Origin of the sequence: Aeromonas sp. S11(2024) (assembly GCF_041402345.1) — a bacterium.
Taxonomy (GTDB): domain Bacteria; phylum Pseudomonadota; class Gammaproteobacteria; order Enterobacterales; family Aeromonadaceae; genus Aeromonas; species Aeromonas veronii.
In genome coordinates, this window is the sequence record NZ_JBGLRC010000026.1 from 1 (window position 1) to 14,582 (window position 14,582).

General features: G+C 58.8%; 15 protein-coding genes. 5 read left to right on the top strand and 10 right to left on the bottom strand.

Going from position 1 to position 14,582, the window contains the following annotated elements; genetic code table 11:
- Window positions 1–176: 176 nt before the first annotated feature.
- Entirely contained in the window at window positions 177–1,541 is a 1,365-nt protein-coding gene (gene dgt, locus ACB040_RS17045) for a dGTPase (RefSeq protein WP_371155732.1), read from the bottom strand.
- Window positions 1,542–1,592: 51 nt separating this feature from the next.
- Window positions 1,593–3,905, bottom strand: coding sequence for an aerobic respiration two-component sensor histidine kinase ArcB (arcB, locus tag ACB040_RS17050; RefSeq protein WP_371155734.1), 2,313 nt, complete (start codon window positions 3,903–3,905; stop codon window positions 1,593–1,595).
- 206 nt (window positions 3,906–4,111) lie between these two features.
- Here arcB and ACB040_RS17055 point away from each other — a divergent pair, with 206 nt between their 5' ends.
- Window positions 4,112–5,098 carry a DUF2860 family protein gene (locus ACB040_RS17055; protein ID WP_199415542.1) on the top strand — a complete coding sequence of 329 codons (987 nt, stop codon included), beginning with the start codon at window positions 4,112–4,114 and terminating at the stop codon, window positions 5,096–5,098.
- 67 nt (window positions 5,099–5,165) lie between these two features.
- On the opposite strand, the gene ACB040_RS17060 is transcribed toward ACB040_RS17055, so the two are convergent.
- The 4 genes from ACB040_RS17060 to ACB040_RS17075 all read right to left on the bottom strand — a co-directional run bounded on the left by ACB040_RS17060 (window position 5,166) and on the right by ACB040_RS17075 (window position 8,086).
- Window positions 5,166–5,864 (bottom strand): DUF3334 family protein, encoded by a 699-nt coding sequence (locus ACB040_RS17060; protein WP_021231953.1) that lies wholly within the window; start codon window positions 5,862–5,864, stop codon window positions 5,166–5,168.
- 89 nt (window positions 5,865–5,953) lie between these two features.
- Complete coding sequence (locus ACB040_RS17065; protein WP_338773810.1) at window positions 5,954–6,400, bottom strand: HIT domain-containing protein; 447 nt, start codon at window positions 6,398–6,400, stop codon at window positions 5,954–5,956.
- A gap of 73 nt (window positions 6,401–6,473) precedes the next feature.
- The gene (locus ACB040_RS17070; RefSeq protein ID WP_371155737.1) at window positions 6,474–7,115 is read right to left on the bottom strand and encodes a DUF2057 domain-containing protein; all 642 of its coding nucleotides are present in this window, start codon (window positions 7,113–7,115) and stop codon (window positions 6,474–6,476) included.
- A gap of 71 nt (window positions 7,116–7,186) precedes the next feature.
- Window positions 7,187–8,086 (bottom strand): LysR family transcriptional regulator, encoded by a 900-nt coding sequence (locus ACB040_RS17075; protein WP_110303442.1) that lies wholly within the window; start codon window positions 8,084–8,086, stop codon window positions 7,187–7,189.
- Window positions 8,087–8,183: 97 nt separating this feature from the next.
- Between ACB040_RS17075 and ACB040_RS17080 the strand changes: the two genes are divergently transcribed.
- Entirely contained in the window at window positions 8,184–8,786 is a 603-nt protein-coding gene (locus ACB040_RS17080; RefSeq protein WP_371155739.1) for a short chain dehydrogenase, read from the top strand.
- Between the two features lie 127 nt (window positions 8,787–8,913).
- On the opposite strand, the gene ACB040_RS17085 is transcribed toward ACB040_RS17080, so the two are convergent.
- The 3 genes from ACB040_RS17085 to dapA form a co-directional block, all read right to left on the bottom strand.
- Complete coding sequence (locus ACB040_RS17085) at window positions 8,914–10,017, bottom strand: phosphoribosylaminoimidazolesuccinocarboxamide synthase (RefSeq protein ID WP_040065098.1); 1,104 nt, start codon at window positions 10,015–10,017, stop codon at window positions 8,914–8,916.
- 167 nt (window positions 10,018–10,184) lie between these two features.
- Entirely contained in the window at window positions 10,185–11,312 is a 1,128-nt protein-coding gene (gene bamC, locus ACB040_RS17090) for an outer membrane protein assembly factor BamC (RefSeq protein WP_005349235.1), read from the bottom strand.
- Complete coding sequence (dapA, locus tag ACB040_RS17095; protein ID WP_139410839.1) at window positions 11,305–12,192, bottom strand: 4-hydroxy-tetrahydrodipicolinate synthase; 888 nt, start codon at window positions 12,190–12,192, stop codon at window positions 11,305–11,307. The genes bamC and dapA overlap by 8 nt, the downstream gene beginning before the upstream one ends.
- A 205-nt stretch (window positions 12,193–12,397) precedes the next feature.
- Between dapA and ACB040_RS17100 the strand changes: the two genes are divergently transcribed.
- The 3 genes from ACB040_RS17100 (at window position 12,398) to ACB040_RS17110 (ending at window position 14,084) form a co-directional block, all read left to right on the top strand.
- Window positions 12,398–12,931, top strand: coding sequence for a glycine cleavage system protein R (locus ACB040_RS17100; protein WP_005349229.1), 534 nt, complete (start codon window positions 12,398–12,400; stop codon window positions 12,929–12,931).
- A 24-nt stretch (window positions 12,932–12,955) separates the two neighbouring features.
- Window positions 12,956–13,420 (top strand): thioredoxin-dependent thiol peroxidase, encoded by a 465-nt coding sequence (gene bcp, locus ACB040_RS17105; RefSeq protein ID WP_005358255.1) that lies wholly within the window; start codon window positions 12,956–12,958, stop codon window positions 13,418–13,420.
- Between the two features lie 163 nt (window positions 13,421–13,583).
- Complete coding sequence (locus tag ACB040_RS17110) at window positions 13,584–14,084, top strand: YfbU family protein (RefSeq protein ID WP_338773803.1); 501 nt, start codon at window positions 13,584–13,586, stop codon at window positions 14,082–14,084.
- Window positions 14,085–14,138: 54 nt separating this feature from the next.
- Here ACB040_RS17110 and yfbV read toward each other — a convergent pair whose 3' ends face one another.
- Entirely contained in the window at window positions 14,139–14,579 is a 441-nt protein-coding gene (yfbV, locus tag ACB040_RS17115; protein WP_005339116.1) for a terminus macrodomain insulation protein YfbV, read from the bottom strand.
- Between the last annotated feature and the right edge of the window lie 3 nt (window positions 14,580–14,582).

Sequence of the window (14,582 nt, forward strand, 5' to 3'; positions counted from 1 at the left end):
GCGCGAAGGGAGCGGAGTTCCCCCCGTTGTGTGAAGGCAAGACCACAAAAGTATGCGGTGCAAAAAGCCAATAAAAACAATGCCAGTCAGGCTTAACTGACTGGCATTAGCCTCTTGCGACTCCTTTTTAAACGTTTTTACGGCATTTTATGCTGCCCGAAGGGGAGCCTGGGGCATCAGATCCCCGAGAGTAGCCGGTACTCCTCCAGCACGTAGGTATCCGTCATTCCGCTGACATAATCGAGCAGCAGCCGCACCCGGTAATACCACTCCTGCTCGTTCTGGCAGGCAAAGCGCGGATCCGGAGTGGCGATCGCCAATCGATAGGCCTTGAGATGGCGGGCCGAGAGGCGGTGATAGAGGCGGCGCGCAAAGAAAAGCGCCTGACTCCCCTCCCCGGCCAGCAGGCGAGTAAACTGTGGCGCTGGCAGTGCCAATAGACAGGCATAACTGGTCAGCACCCCGCGCAGCGCCGCATACCCTTCCAGTTCGAGAGCCTCGACTTCGGAGCGCATAAAGACCAGCTCGCGGGCCACCAGCTTGAGGATATCGAGCACCCGCGCCGCCGGCTCCTGACCGTGCAGCAGCGCTTGCGGATAGGAGCCCTGCAAAATGGCCTGATGTTCGCTGACATAGCTCTGCGCCGCCAGCGCCACCAGATCCCGGGTCAGTTGCTGGCGAAAATGGGGAAAAAAGCCCCGACCACTGGCAAGCGCGTCATCCAGTAAGGTGCCCATGTAGTCACTCTGGTCAGCAGCTCGCAGCGCCGCCAGCAGTTCACCCTGAGTCAGGATCCGCCGATCTACCGCATCTTCCAGATCGGCGATGCAGTAGGAGATGTCATCGGCCGCCTCCATGATGTAAACCAGCGGATGACGGCAGCCGGGGGCCAATCCCAGGCTCTGACCGAGGGCGCGGTAGAGCGGCTGCTCACTGAAGAAGATGCCCCGCTTGCTGCTCCAGCCATGATGCTGACCATAGCTCACGCCGGGCTGGGGCTGCTGCGGGTATTTGCAGAGCGCCGCCAGTTGTCCGAGTGTCAGGTTGAGCTCGTGCAAGCTGTGCACCAGCCGCAGACTCTGGGCGTTGCCATCAAACAGTTGCAGATCCTGACGCAATTCAGCCCACTGGGCCGAAGGTGGCTGCGCCAGCGCCTGCTGATAGAGGGGATCAAGCATCTCGCCGAGCCACTGGCTCATCACCTGCTCGCCAAAGTGGCCAAACGGCGGGTTGCCCACGTCATGAAGCAGGCAGGACATCTCCACCAGATTGATAAAGGCCCCTTCGCAGACCGTTCCTGCTGGCAAGGCGGCCAGAATGCGGCGGCTGATCTGGCGACCGGTCTCCTGCACCTCCAGCGAGTGGGTGAGGCGGCTGCGCACCGAGGCCTTAACATCGAGCGGAAAGACCTGGGTCTTCTGCTGCAACCGGCGCACTGGTGCGGCCTGCACGATACGGGCGCGATCCTGCTCGGTCGCCTCCAGCAGATCCTCGTCTCCCCAAGGGTGGATGCGCGCAGGGGTAATCAAACGGCTATACATCTCGCAGCTCCTTGCCAACAACGTCCATCAGACTCAAGACAACCTCCAGCCTCAAGACAGCAACCAGCGCCGCAGACGGGCGATGTCGCCGGGATATTCCTGGCGCAGCGTCTCAATCCAGTCTTCCACGTTTTCCCACCAGGCGGGATGATCCGGGCTCTGGATCAGCTGGGCCGTCTGCTGCAGACGGCGCAGGCCGATGGAGCCTGCCGCCCCTTTTATCTTGTGGGCTTCTTCCACCACCCCAGCTTGATCCTTGGCAATCATGTTGGAGTCGAGCACTGCCATGTAGTCCGGCATCATCTTCTCGAACAACTCAACGCTGGAGAGCAGCACCGGCTTGCCCACGGTATCGGCGTAATCGGTGAGGAAGGGGATATCCAGCAGGGCATCCTGATTGCCCGCATCAGCCTGCTCGTCCGCTTCATCCTCGGCCAGATCGGCAAACAGGTGGCCAATCACCTCCCGCACCGCTTTGGAGCCAAGCGGCTTGTTAATCACATCCTGCATGCCGTGATCCCGGTAGTACTGGCGATCACCGGTGGAGTTGGCGGTGAGTGCCACCATGGGTGGCAGGCTGTCGCCATAACGCTCCAGCAGGGTTTTCGCCACATCGAAGCCGGTCATGTCCGGCAGCTGGATATCGAGCAAAATGAGGTCGAAATCATCCGGGTTGGCCATCGCCAACGCCTGGGTGCCGTCCCGTGCCACCTGCACCTGATGACCCAGCTTGCCCAGCAGGGCGCAGGCCACCGTCACGTTAAGGTCCACATCCTCCACCAGCAGGATATCGAGGGAGGGCATCTCCTCCTCCTGCTCTGGCAACACAGGCTCGGCGCAAGCCACTTCCAATTCGGCAGTGAAGCAGGAACCTTCGCCCGGATCGCTGTCCACATAGAGCTGGCCGCCCATCGCCTGTACCAGCTGACGGGAGACCGCGAGGCCAATGCCGGTGCCGGTGGCGTGCTTCTTGCCCTGCACCTGATAGTACATGGCGAAGATCTTCTCCTGCTGGGCGCGCGGGATGCCGATGCCGGTATCCTCCACCTCGAAGTGCAGAGCCAGCTTGCCCGGCTCATCGGCGGGATGGGATAGGCAACGCACGGTGACGCCCCCCTCATCGGTAAACTTGACCGCGTTGCCCACCAGATTCCACAGCACCTGACGCAGGCGGGTACCGTCAGCCATCACAAATTGCGGCATGTCGCCATCGCGATCGAAATGGAGATAGAGCCCCTTCTGCTCCGCCTGAATGCGCGACAGGGTCTCCAGCTCGTCGAGGAAGGCGGGCAGATCGATACGGGTCGGCGCAATTTCGAGACGACGGCGATCCAGTTTGTCCAAGTCGATGATGTCGTTGAAGATATTGCCAAGGGTCACCGCACTCAGGTGAATGGTCTTAAGCTGCTGTTGCTGCTTGGGATCGAGGGGAGTATCCATCAGCATCCGACTTAAGCCCACGATGCCGTTGAGCGGGGTGCGCAACTCGTGGCTGATGGTGGAGATGAAGGTGGTCTTGTCGCGGCTAGCCTTCTCCAGCTTGTCCTGGTACTGCTTGCGCTCGGTGATGTCGCGGCCAAAACCGAGCAGGCCGAGTCGCTTGCCGAAGCGGTCGAAGAAGGGCACCTTGCGCAGCTCGAAGTAGGCTTTACGGCCATCGGGATACTCCAGCCACTGCTCGTAGGTGAGCGGCTCGTTGCTGGCAAAGACCTGCTTGTCGGTCTCCACCACCTTGTTGGCAATCTCCTGCTTGTAGACATCGAACGGGGTCAAACCGATCAGCTCGGCCTCCACCTTGCCGGTCAGCTCCTCCATGGCGCGGTTGCAACCGGAAAACTGCTCATCCTCGTTGCGGTAGTAGACCAGATCGGGGGAGCAGTCGATAAAGGAGCGCAGCAGGGCGGTACGCTCCCCCAGATGGAGCTGGGCTTTCTCTCGCTGGAACACCTCGTTCTCGAGATCCTCGATGGCCTGCAGACGCAGGCTCTCGGCCCGGTTGGTCTCGGCAATCTGGGCGTTGAGGCGGCTGATGTTCTCCTGCAGTTGGGTATTGAGCTCCAGATCCCGCTCGCGCATATCTTGCAGCTTGCGCACCATCCTGCTCAGTCGCTGACGGGAATCCTCCAGCTGATCCACCACGATGGAGAGAAAATAGACCGCCCAGGGGGTCACCAGCAGGCCAAAGAAGACCGAGCGAACGAAGTCGATCACATCGATATTGCCGCGCAGGAACAGGGTCACCCCCATCTGGATGGCGACCGCCAGCACGATAATGCCCGCCGCCAGGAACATGCTGAAGCGCACCAGTCCCAGCTTGGTCATCAGATCGACATAATATTGCGCCCAGGATTTAATCTGTTTCATCTTATTGTTTTCCCCCGATATTCGCGGTACAGAATACCAGCACAACCGAGTGAACTCTTCTTAATCTCGCACAATTAATTAACGATTCGCCGAATGAAATGAGTGGGTTAGGATAATTGGCAATATTGAGTCAGTTGCCATTAAGGTTTTTTCTTTATACTCACCGGCCGAAAAAATTCACCACCATTTAATTTAGGAGTTATCCGATGCGCAATACCACCTTGCTGGGCCTGGGCCTGCTGGTCGCAAATAGTGCTTATGCTGATTTGGGTGAAATTCCCAAGGAGTCTGGCTGGTCCGGTTTCCTGCTTGGCGGGGTCAGTGTCATCAATTACGAATCGAATTTTTATAGCGGTGATGATGAAAACCGCCGCCTGAGCGGACTGGGCAGTGCCGAGAGCAGCTCCGCCGTTGCCCCGCTGCTCAACGCCGATATCCGCTACACCTTTGCCGATACCCGCACCCAGGTCTTCCTCGGTAACCTGATCCAGGATGCCATCCGTTTCGACTTCACCCAGCAGCTCGGTATCCGTCAGGAAATGAGCGACAAGGGCATCGTAGCTGGCTCCGTGGTCTTTAATGCCATGCCGACCGAGCAATGGAGCGATCCCTTCGCGGTGGGTGTCGACCGTCAGTCGACCGATATCAAGTCAAAAGGGGTTCGCTTCGCCTGGGACAGCATCTGGGGTAGCAACTTCAATGGTAGCCTGACCACCCGCAACATCGAGGTGGATGAGGAGCGCAGCGGCAGCCAGTACGGCGCCGATACAGCAGCCAAACTGGATCGCAACGGCAAGATCCACGCCCTCGACCTCTCCTACAAATGGCAGCTGGCGCCCGGTCAGATGCTGGAGCCAGCCTTTATCTACCGTCAAGCCGATCTGGATGGCCGCGCCCAGAGCTACAAAAGCAACGGCCTGCAGTTGACCTACGGCATGCGCGCTTCCCAGTGGTCTTTCGTCAGCAACGCCTATCTGGGCCAGACCAAATATGATGAGGCCAACCCGATCTTTGGCCAAAACGCCGACTCCGACGAGTTTGCCCTGACCGGTACCTTCTTCTGGCACCGCCTGTTCGGTATTGCGCCGCTCTCGGCAACCTTTACCGCTGGCTACGCCAAGTCCGATTCCGACATCAACTTCTACGATTCTGAATCCGTGATGTTCAACACCGGCCTGCTCTACAACTTCTAACAACTGTTGTTCGCACCGATACAACAAGGCCACCCGAAGGTGGCCTTGTTGCTATCCGGCATTTGCCTCAAATACCCAGAGAGTCGAGTAGATCGTCGTGATCGTTGGCGACCGGGGCCGCAGCCTGAACCGGCTTGGCGGCATCCTGCTTGGCCTGGGCGATCAGCGCATCGGGATCCAGCTCCTCGTGCTCCATCCCCTCATTGTGGATGCGGATGAACTCGGTTTTGTCCATCGCCAGCTCCAGATAGAAGATGTTGTTGCGGGCGGTGAAGAAGGTGACGCGGCGGGACTCCGGGCTGTCGAGATTGGTATCGACGCTCAGCATCACCTGCTTGTTAAGGGCCAGCATCTTCGGCTGGTTCTGGGTGATGTGGGTCTGCAGATCCCGGCCCACCTTGACGGTAAAGCTGCCGACGATCTGGTTCATCAGCTCGCCCATCACGTTGCTCACCTCGTCAGAGGTGTGGGAGATGGCGAGATCCTCTTTGGATAGTCCCATGCTCAGCATGTAGCTCTCGTACAGCTCCATGGCGGCGGCGGCGGAGAAGTTGATCACCACCAGACCGGAAAAACCGCCATCGAACAGCACGAAGCAACCGATATCCGGCTTGAGGCAGGTCTTGCTGATTCGCTGCACCATGCCGGAAAACCGCACCTGACTCATGGTCGCGGCACTCAAAACGTCCGTCACCGAGTTGCACAGGCTGAGCAGCACATCCTCTGTGGTCAATACGGCATCGTCATCGGATCTTGTCACTATCATGGGACCTTCCTGAACATCGAAAATGGGCTTATCTATACCATAACTCTAACAGATGGCGCGGCCCGGAGACTGAAATAGCGACACGCCTCTCAGTTGACTCCGTTATCAGCAGCCACAGGGGTGAAACAGCTCAGCTTGGCGAGCCGGGCACGCCATATATCGGCCTGCTGGGCCAAAACTTGTGGCTCATAAGGCACGACCGGATGAGCGCCCCAGATGGGGCCTGGCCAGGCGCGATCCGTCGCAAAGCGGGCTACATGGTGAAGGTGGAGTTGCGGCACCAGATTGCCCAGCGCTCCGATGTTGATCTTGTCCGGGCTGAGGGCCTGCTCCATCAGGGCGGCGACGGCGCAGGACTCCTGCATCAGCTGTTGCTGCTGCTCCGGCGCCAGATGGTGAATTTCCCGCAGGTTGGCTACTCGCGGTACCAGGATCAGCCAGGGATACTGGCTGTCTTTGGCCAGCAAGACCCGGCAGAGGGGCAGCTCCCCGAGCCACCGGGTATCTGCCTGCAGGCGTGAATGCAATTCAAACATGAAAACCTCGTTGAGTACGATGAACAGAGCGCCTGAAAAAGGAGTGTCCACGTTACTGCAACGGGCAGAAAACTTAAAGCTGTGGGACGGCCCAACCGATAAAGCGCTTGCGCAGGGCCGGGTCTGCCTGGAGGAACAACTGCTGCAACTGCCCTTCCAGCTCGCTGGCTGCCACAACGGGTTGCGCCCCACCGGAGAGCGTAGCCGTTGGTTGTGTAGTAACAGCGACGGCCGTCAGCGCTGCCTTGCCGCCGCTGCGGTTGTATTCAGCCAGTTTGCCGTTCCAATCCACCCCAAGCAGCATGCCGCTGGTCACCAGCACATCCTGCTGGATGGCAAGCGCGCGACCATTCTCCTGCAGCGCTACCACAGGAGCCTTGGCGTAGGCCTGCATCCCCCGCTCGTCTCCCGGTACGCTGGCAGTCAGCTGCAAATGCTGATTACTGCCCTGATAGCGCACCACCTGCGGCTCGGAGCGTACCTGCCGATCATTCTCGCTGCTGCTGCGAGTGGGGATCACCCCCTCGAAGCGCACCAGCAGTTGCTGCTCGCCATCAGCCAGGGTGGCATGCTGCTCATCCAGCAAGGTGCCGTTGCTCACCGCGAGAATGCGGAAATTCTCCGGAACCTTCACGTCCACCATGGCCTGCACACTGCCAGCCCCCAAGACTGCACAGAGCAGCACAAAACCGGTCAACCCTCTATTAATCTTCATTCCCGCTGATCTTCCTGATGCTGATGATGGGCGCAGGGTAGCAGCCGAAGATGACAGAAAAATAACGTCGCTCAGAGCAGGTAGTGGGGTCGCTCGGCAAACCACTGGGCAAGCACCTGCTTGAACAGCCGGATCTTGCGTGGCACCCGCCGCTGCTGGGCATGCAGCACATGAAGCTGATGCAGCCCGCTCTGCCACTCATCTAGCACGGTCACCAACTCCCCTGCCGTCAGCAGCGATTCCACCAGCATCAGCGGGCACTTGGCATAGCCCATACCGGCACGCGCCAATTGCAACACGGTACTGTAATGGTTGGCCCGCACCTTGCCCTGCACCAGAATGTGGGCCTCTTCCCCCTCACGGATAAAGTGCCACTGCTCCCAGGCCGGATTGTGCCCCTGCAACAGGCAGCTGCGCCCGCTCAGCTCATAGGGAGTGGCTGGACGCCCCTCTCTCGCTACAAGTGCGGGGCTGGCCACCACTACATCCTTAAGTCGGCCAAGAGGAAGTGCGACCAGATTGTCCGGCACCTCGTTCATGGCGCGCAGGGCGATGTCGTTCTCCCCCTGACTCATGTCGACCATCTGGTTGGTGAAGTTGAGTTCCACCTCCACTCCCGGGCAGAGCGCGGCAAAGCTGGTCAGCAGTTCGCTCACCATGCGGTCGCCGGTGCTGACCGGGCAGGTAAAGCGCAGTCGTCCGCAATCCTCTTCGGTCAGCGCCTGAATATCCTGCTCCGCTTGCCGCGCCAGCGCGAAGATCTCCCCCGCCTGCTGGTAGAGGGTTTTGCCCGCCTCGGTCAGGCTGAGGCGGCGGGTGGTGCGCTGCAACAGTTGCGCATTGAGGGAAGTCTCCAGCGCGCTGACGTGGCGGCTCAGCATCCCCTTGCTGACCCCCAGCGTATCGGCAGCAGCCGAGAAACTGCCGCGCAGCACCACTTCGTAAAAGCTGGCCAGATGGGCGATATCCATCATTAGCTCCAATATGGAAACAATGGGTTTATTTTACGCGCTTTTTCGCATTTTCTGTTGCGCTAGAATCGATACATCCCAACCAGGAGTGATGCAGATGAAAATTGTGATTGTGGGTGCCTCCGGCACCGTCGGCTCCGCGGTCAGTGAACTGCTTGCCAAAGATCATCAGGTGATCCGGGTCGGCCACAGCCGTGGCGATGCCACGGTCGACATGCGCGATCCCGCCTCCATCAAGGCGCTGTTTGCCCAAGTGGGCCAGTTTGATGCACTGGTTGTCGCCAGCGGCAGCGTGGCCTTCAACGGCCTGACCGAGATGACCGACGAGCAATGGCAGGTGGGACTGGAGAGCAAGCTGATGGGCCAGATCAACTTGACCTGCGCCGCCATCCCCTATCTGACTGACAAGGGTTCCATCACTTTGATCAGCGGTATTCTGAGCGAGGAGCCGATCAACTGGGGGGTGAGCGCCAGCACCGTCAACGGCGCCATCGATCACTTTGTGAAAGCGGCCGCCTGCGAGCTGCCAAGGGGCATTCGCATCAACGTGGTGAGCCCCACCGTGCTGGCGGAGTCGATGGACAAATACGCCGACTTCTTCCCGGGGTTCGTGCCGGTACCAGCCGCCAAGGTGGCGCAGGCTTACAAGAAGTCGGTGTTGGGCATTCAGACCGGTCAGGTGTTCAGAGTGAACGGCTGAGCGCCGCTCGCTTGCCGCCAGACCAGCAATAAAAACGGGCCCCGCTGAGGGGCCCGTCTGTTTATTTGCCTCTATCTTTCGCCACCGGCAAACGTTTGTTTCTAGGCGACAAAAAAAGAGAGCACCCTTAGTCGATCAGACCGTACTGATCGCGCAGCACCTCGATGATCTCCTGCTTGGGATTGGCAGAACGCGCCAGCTTGTGGCCGATGATCTTCTCGGCGATCCCGACGTAGGTGTTGGAGATATCCATCATCACTTCGGTCGGCAGCTTGTTGTCGCGGGCCAGGGCAAAACGTTCCGGCATACGGTTCTTGTTGAGCAGGATGTCCGGATCCGGGAAGTGGTTGAGCAGCCACTGACGGAAACCCTCTTTGGACTTCTCGACAATCTGACCGTCGCGCAGGGCCGCGCCATCCCAGATACGGGAGCTGTCGGGGGTGCCCACTTCGTCCATGTAGATCAGCTTCTCGTTGCCGGCGGCATCGTGGACGTAACCAAACTCGAACTTGGTATCGACGAAGATCTGATCCAGCCCGGCCAGCGCGTCGCTGATGACGTTGAAGCCCTCTTTGAGCAGCACTTCGTAGCGGTCGATGTCGGCCGGTTTGCTGAAGTTGAAGCCTTTATAGTGGCGCTCGATATCGGCACGGGAGACGTTGACGTCATCGGCTTCCGGCACGCCATCCAGCCCTTTCAGCACGCCCTTGGTAGACGGGGTGATGAGGATTTCCGGCAGCTTTTGATCCTTTTTCAGCCCTTCCGGCAGGGTGATGCCGCAGAACTCGCGCTCGCCATCCTTGTAGGCACGCCACATGGAGCCGGTGATGTACTGGCGGGCAATCGCCTCGATCATCACCGGACGGGCTTTTTGCACGATCCAGACGAAGGGGTGCGGAATATCCAGAATGTGGCTGTCGGCCAGTCCCTTCTCCTTGAACAGCTTGAACCAGTGGCTGGAGATGGCATTGAGCGCAGCCCCTTTGCCCGGTACGCCGTTCAGGCCATCCACACCTTGCCAGATGCAATCGAAGGCCGAGATGCGATCGCTGATCACCATGAGGGCGAGGGGCGCATCGGCCGGCACATCATAGCCTTTCTCTTTTATGAGCCGGGCACTGTCTTCGGGGGTCAACCAGTAGACGCTGCGCACTTTGCCGGAATGGACAGGTTTATCGGTACGGATCGGCAAATCGTCATTCACCGCCAATACTTGATCTGCAAGACTCATGGCTAATAACACTTCCTGTTTGTGGGGGGTAAACATCGCGAGTTCCTCACCTGCACGCTCTTTTTGCAACGGGCTGGCAAGGGGGCTCGCATCATCGAAAACCGCTCGGAATCCCCGCGTTTTCAGGGGGATTTTGATAACAAAACAGGGGCACAAGGCCCCTGTATTTATTCTGCTTTTGCTGCTGCCTGATCGGCCAGCCCCTTGGCGAACGCCTCGGACAGGCTGATATACATCTGGGAGATAACCCCGGACGATACCGGCTTCTTGTCCTTGTCGAACAGGGTAATGGAGGTCTTGCCTCCCGCCATTTCGCCAAGCTGGAAGCGGTATTTCTCCTCCTCCAGTTTGAACGGCTCGCTCCCTTTCGCCTTCCAGAACTCGGCACCCGGCTCTTCGTACTCGACGTCGATCCAGCCCAGAGATTGCTGGGTATCCTTGATGGTGAAACCGTAAGCGGGCAGTACCTGGTTGAGGCGACGCCACACCTGATCAAAGGAGCCTTCGGCAATCCAGGCGCTCAGCTCGTTGTTGTCCAGACCCAGTTGCAGACCCATGCCATCGTTGGACTTGTGCTGCTCGCGGGCTTTCAGCTGGCTGTCGTAATAGAGCGAGAACTGGTTCAGCACTCGCGCAGCATAGCGCTGGGCATCAGCAGGGGTCAGCTTGTTGCTGGTCTCGCCGTCGATGGTCTCTTCGTGATCCAGTACCCGGACCGACATGTTGACGGCGTGGCGCTGGGCGTCGTTGCGTACGGTGAACTGGTAACGCTGACGGATTTTGAAGTCTTCGTCATCTTCACCCCAGCCATCGAGGGCGACTGTGTTGTCAAACCAGCCGGTCTGCAATACGCCATCCTGCTGATCCAGCTTCTCGGTGGTGACCTTGTATTTGGCCAGGAAGTTCATCAGGAACGACCAGGTATCGCGCTCCACGCTCTGGCTGGTGCTCAGGGCATAGAAGGCAACGGTCGGTTCGGTTGCGCTCTGCACCACCTGACTGCCCGGTACCACTGTCAGCAATTGAGCGGGTGGGCGCACATCGACCTGGGCGCCGAGGGCACCTTCACGGCTGCTCTCGGGAAGCGGCGGGATGTCGTACTGGCTGTTGAAGGTGGGGGCACTCAATCCTGCGGGGATCAAGAACGCGCGGCCCTCGAGGCGGGCATCTTCATAACCGAAGTCGCGGTTGGCCATTTTGCGATCCTGGGGGGTGCTGCAACCGGCCAATACGGCCACAGTCGCAACGCTCAGCACCAGACGGGCTCTATTTCCCTTTCCATTAGATTTAAACACTCGCCATCAACTCCGCTGTGGTCAGTGCTCGCGCCATCAGCTGTTCGCCCTCGGGGGTGAGGTCAACCAGCGGCAGGCGCAAGGTGGCTGTTGCAATCAACCCCAGTTGGGCACAGGCCCATTTCACCGGGGTGGGGCTCGGTTCGCAGAACAGAGTCTTGTGCAACGGCATCAAGAGATTGTTGATGTCATGCGCCTGCCCGGCATCACCGGCCAGCGCAGCACGACACATGTCGGCCATCTGGGCCGCTGCAATATTGGTGGTGACCGAAATCACGCCATCGCCACCTTGCAGCATAAAATCACAACCAGTGGCATCGTCGCCACTGTAGAGAGCAAACTCCGGCCCGCACAGCTCGCGCAGCAGCGGAGTGCGGCTCAAATCGCCGGTTGCCTCTTTCAAACCGATAATGCCGGGAACCTTGGCCAGACGGGCCACCGTCTCCGGTTTGAGATCGCAACAGGTGCGACCGGGCACATTATAAAGAATTTGGGGCAGACCACTAGCCTCGGCGATCGCACAATAGTGGCGATAGAGACCTTCCTGAGTGGGCTTGTTGTAGTAAGGAGTCACCGAGAGACCCGCCACCACGCCGGTTTTGGCCAGTCGCTTTGCCAATTCAATGGCATGGGCAGTATTGTTGGAGCCGCAACCGGCGATGACGGGAATGCGTCCGGCGGCATACTCAACGGTCTTTTCAACGACGGCGATATGCTCCTGCTCGCTCAGGGTCACCGATTCCCCTGTGGTACCCACCGCAACAATGGCGCAGGTCCCGGCGCTGACATGATAGTCAACCAGCTTGGCCAGACTGGCCCAATCGACTTCACCTGAAGCCAGCATGGGGGTAACGAGCGCAACAATACTACCGCGTAACATGGACTTTTCTCCCGATTTTCAGGGGCGTAATGGTAAAGCTGACCCCTTTGAAAAACAAGGGAGAGAGGGGGCAAGCCGTGATACCATCCGGAACAAAAAGCAATGGACGAAAGTCGGCAGCGTCCCTCAGGGAGTGGTCATCAGGGCCGGAGGGTTGGCTTGCCAGCGCGGCTTTCGCAACGAAATAACGGACGAGAGAAGATTTATGACTCACTACCTGGTCGTAACGGCCATCGGCACGGACAGGCCTGGCATCGTCAATGAAGTGACCCGCCACGTCAGTGGCTGTGGTTGCAACATTGTAGACAGCCGCCTTGGCATCTTCGGCAATGAATTTACCTTTATCATGCTGCTCTCGGGCGACTGGAACAGCATGATGCAACTCGAAATCAGCCTGCCCCTGCGTAGCCAGGAGTGGGATCTCATCACCATGATGAAACGCACCGAGCGCCACCAGTCCCTGCAGTATGACGTCCGCGCCAGTGCCGACCTGTTGATCCGCGACGAGCCCGGCATCGTAAGCCAGTGCACCCAGTTCTTCAGCGAACATGGCTGGAACATTCAGGCGATGCAATCCATGACCCTGGAGCAGCAGCCGTTCAACCTGCTGAAGATCAGTTTTCAGCTCAATCTGGCCAGAGAGGGTGAAGTGGAAGGTTCGCAAACCGCCTTCGCCGAATTCTGTCGTCAACTGGGTGCCGAATCGTTCGAGTTTATCGTCAATCGCAAACACGCCTGAGGGCGTTTTACCCGAGGAGACCCCATGCAACCACTACAAGCTGGCAGCCCCGCCCCCGATTTCTCCCTGCCCGACCAGAATGGCAATCAGGTCAGCCTTGCTGGCCTGCGCGGCAAAAAAGTACTGGTCTACTTCTATCCCAAGGCAATGACTCCCGGCTGCACCACCCAGGCCTGCAGCCTGCGCGATGTGAACGCCGAGTTGGCCGCCCTCAATGTGGTGGTGCTTGGCATCAGCCCGGATCCGGCCAAACGGCTGAAAAAGTTCGAAGAGCGGGACCAGCTCAACTTCACCCTGCTGGCCGATGAAGACCACGCCGTCGCCGATGCCTTTGGCGTCTGGGGCCCGAAGAAGTTCATGGGCAAGGAGTATGACGGCATTCACCGCCAGAGCTTCCTGATCGACGAAGAGGGCAAGATTGCCCACCACTTCGACAAGTTCAAAACCAGCGATCACCATCAGGTGGTACTGGATTTCCTCAAGGGATAATCCTCCCCTACGTCATTAAAAGGCCTGCCATGCAGGCCTTTTTTGTCTGGTCAGCCGCCCCTTGCCAGCGGATTTTTCTCACCAACTCCCCCGCCCAGATCAAAAAATTCATTTTATATATGGGTTAACGTGACCCCAGAATCATCTTCCAGCGAGATATCCCATGAACATGAGCAACACTGAGCGTTTGATCCTGAGCAACCAGTACGAAATTCTGGCGAAACTCAACCCGGAGAATGCGGACGTCTACCAGCGCGCCAGCACCATCATCGAGCGCGGCTACTGCCTGCAGATCCTCGAGCTGGAGAAGAGCTTCGGCCATCTGGATCTGGCTACCTGCCAGGAGGTAATCGACACCCTGGAGCTGCACCACGCACTGGCCATCTCATGGGGCAATCTGGATGCGGCCGATCAGGGCGAGATCAACGCCAGCCGGCTGGAGTTCAACGGCTACAGCCGCAGCCAGGAGCGTGAGCTGGCCGACTACGTCTGTTTCTTGCTGGAAGTGGACAAGCGCTTCCCCGAGCTCAAGTGCCCGTGCGACGAGCTCTCCAGCGACATCGCCATGCGCGACAAGTACCAGCGGATGCTGCAGGTGTGGCGCCAATGCCCGCGCCAATACAAGCTCTCCATTCAGGAGATCCGCAAAGTACTGGCGGCCTAAACCGCAACCACAACAAAAAAGGCGCCACTGGCGCCTTTTTGCATCTGAATCGGGTTATTCGTAGAGAAAGGATTTATCGAGCTGCTGGAAGGCGGCTTTGAGGGTATCGGCCAGCTCTTCATAGCGGGGCTGGGAAACCAGCTGACGGCGGCCTCCCTGCTCGTTCATCTTGCCGTTGATCTCCCGATACCAGCTCGCCAGCGACGGGGGTAAACGGGTGTCGGCACGCTGGCCGAGCCAGTAGTAGCCCTGCAGCGGCAAGCTGAGCAGAAACAGCACCGAGGTGATGACGGAGGGCCAGTAGTGCAGCTCGCCAAACTGGAACTGCAGCATCACGCTCAACACCGCCAGCGCGGGGATCACCTTGAGGGCGAACTCGGTCGCCTTTATCACCCGATTTTCAGGAAACATCGAATTGAGCTCGGGACGGCGCGGCCAAAGCGTCATATAATGGCGGCCTTGCTGTAACTTAGTTCCAAAAATGTTCATGCTCATACT

Excerpts from the sequence above, each read along its gene's own strand:
- ACB040_RS17055 (WP_199415542.1), top strand. The coding sequence starts at position 4,112 with ATGCGCAATACCACCTTGCTGGGCCTGGGCCTGCTGGTCGCAAATAGT.
- ACB040_RS17080 (WP_371155739.1), top strand. The coding sequence starts at position 8,184 with ATGAAAATTGTGATTGTGGGTGCCTCCGGCACCGTCGGCTCCGCGGTC.
- ACB040_RS17100 (WP_005349229.1), top strand. The coding sequence starts at position 12,398 with ATGACTCACTACCTGGTCGTAACGGCCATCGGCACGGACAGGCCTGGC.
- ACB040_RS17110 (WP_338773803.1), top strand. The coding sequence starts at position 13,584 with ATGAACATGAGCAACACTGAGCGTTTGATCCTGAGCAACCAGTACGAA.
- ACB040_RS17075 (WP_110303442.1), bottom strand. The coding sequence starts at position 8,086 with ATGGATATCGCCCATCTGGCCAGCTTTTACGAAGTGGTGCTGCGCGGC.
- bcp (WP_005358255.1), top strand. The coding sequence starts at position 12,956 with ATGCAACCACTACAAGCTGGCAGCCCCGCCCCCGATTTCTCCCTGCCC.
- dapA (WP_139410839.1), bottom strand. The coding sequence starts at position 12,192 with ATGTTACGCGGTAGTATTGTTGCGCTCGTTACCCCCATGCTGGCTTCA.
- ACB040_RS17060 (WP_021231953.1), bottom strand. The coding sequence starts at position 5,864 with ATGATAGTGACAAGATCCGATGACGATGCCGTATTGACCACAGAGGAT.
- ACB040_RS17065 (WP_338773810.1), bottom strand. The coding sequence starts at position 6,400 with ATGTTTGAATTGCATTCACGCCTGCAGGCAGATACCCGGTGGCTCGGG.
- dgt (WP_371155732.1), bottom strand. The coding sequence starts at position 1,541 with ATGTATAGCCGTTTGATTACCCCTGCGCGCATCCACCCTTGGGGAGAC.
- yfbV (WP_005339116.1), bottom strand. The coding sequence starts at position 14,579 with ATGAGCATGAACATTTTTGGAACTAAGTTACAGCAAGGCCGCCATTAT.
- arcB (WP_371155734.1), bottom strand. The coding sequence starts at position 3,905 with ATGAAACAGATTAAATCCTGGGCGCAATATTATGTCGATCTGATGACC.
- ACB040_RS17085 (WP_040065098.1), bottom strand. The coding sequence starts at position 10,017 with ATGAGTCTTGCAGATCAAGTATTGGCGGTGAATGACGATTTGCCGATC.
- ACB040_RS17070 (WP_371155737.1), bottom strand. The coding sequence starts at position 7,115 with ATGAAGATTAATAGAGGGTTGACCGGTTTTGTGCTGCTCTGTGCAGTC.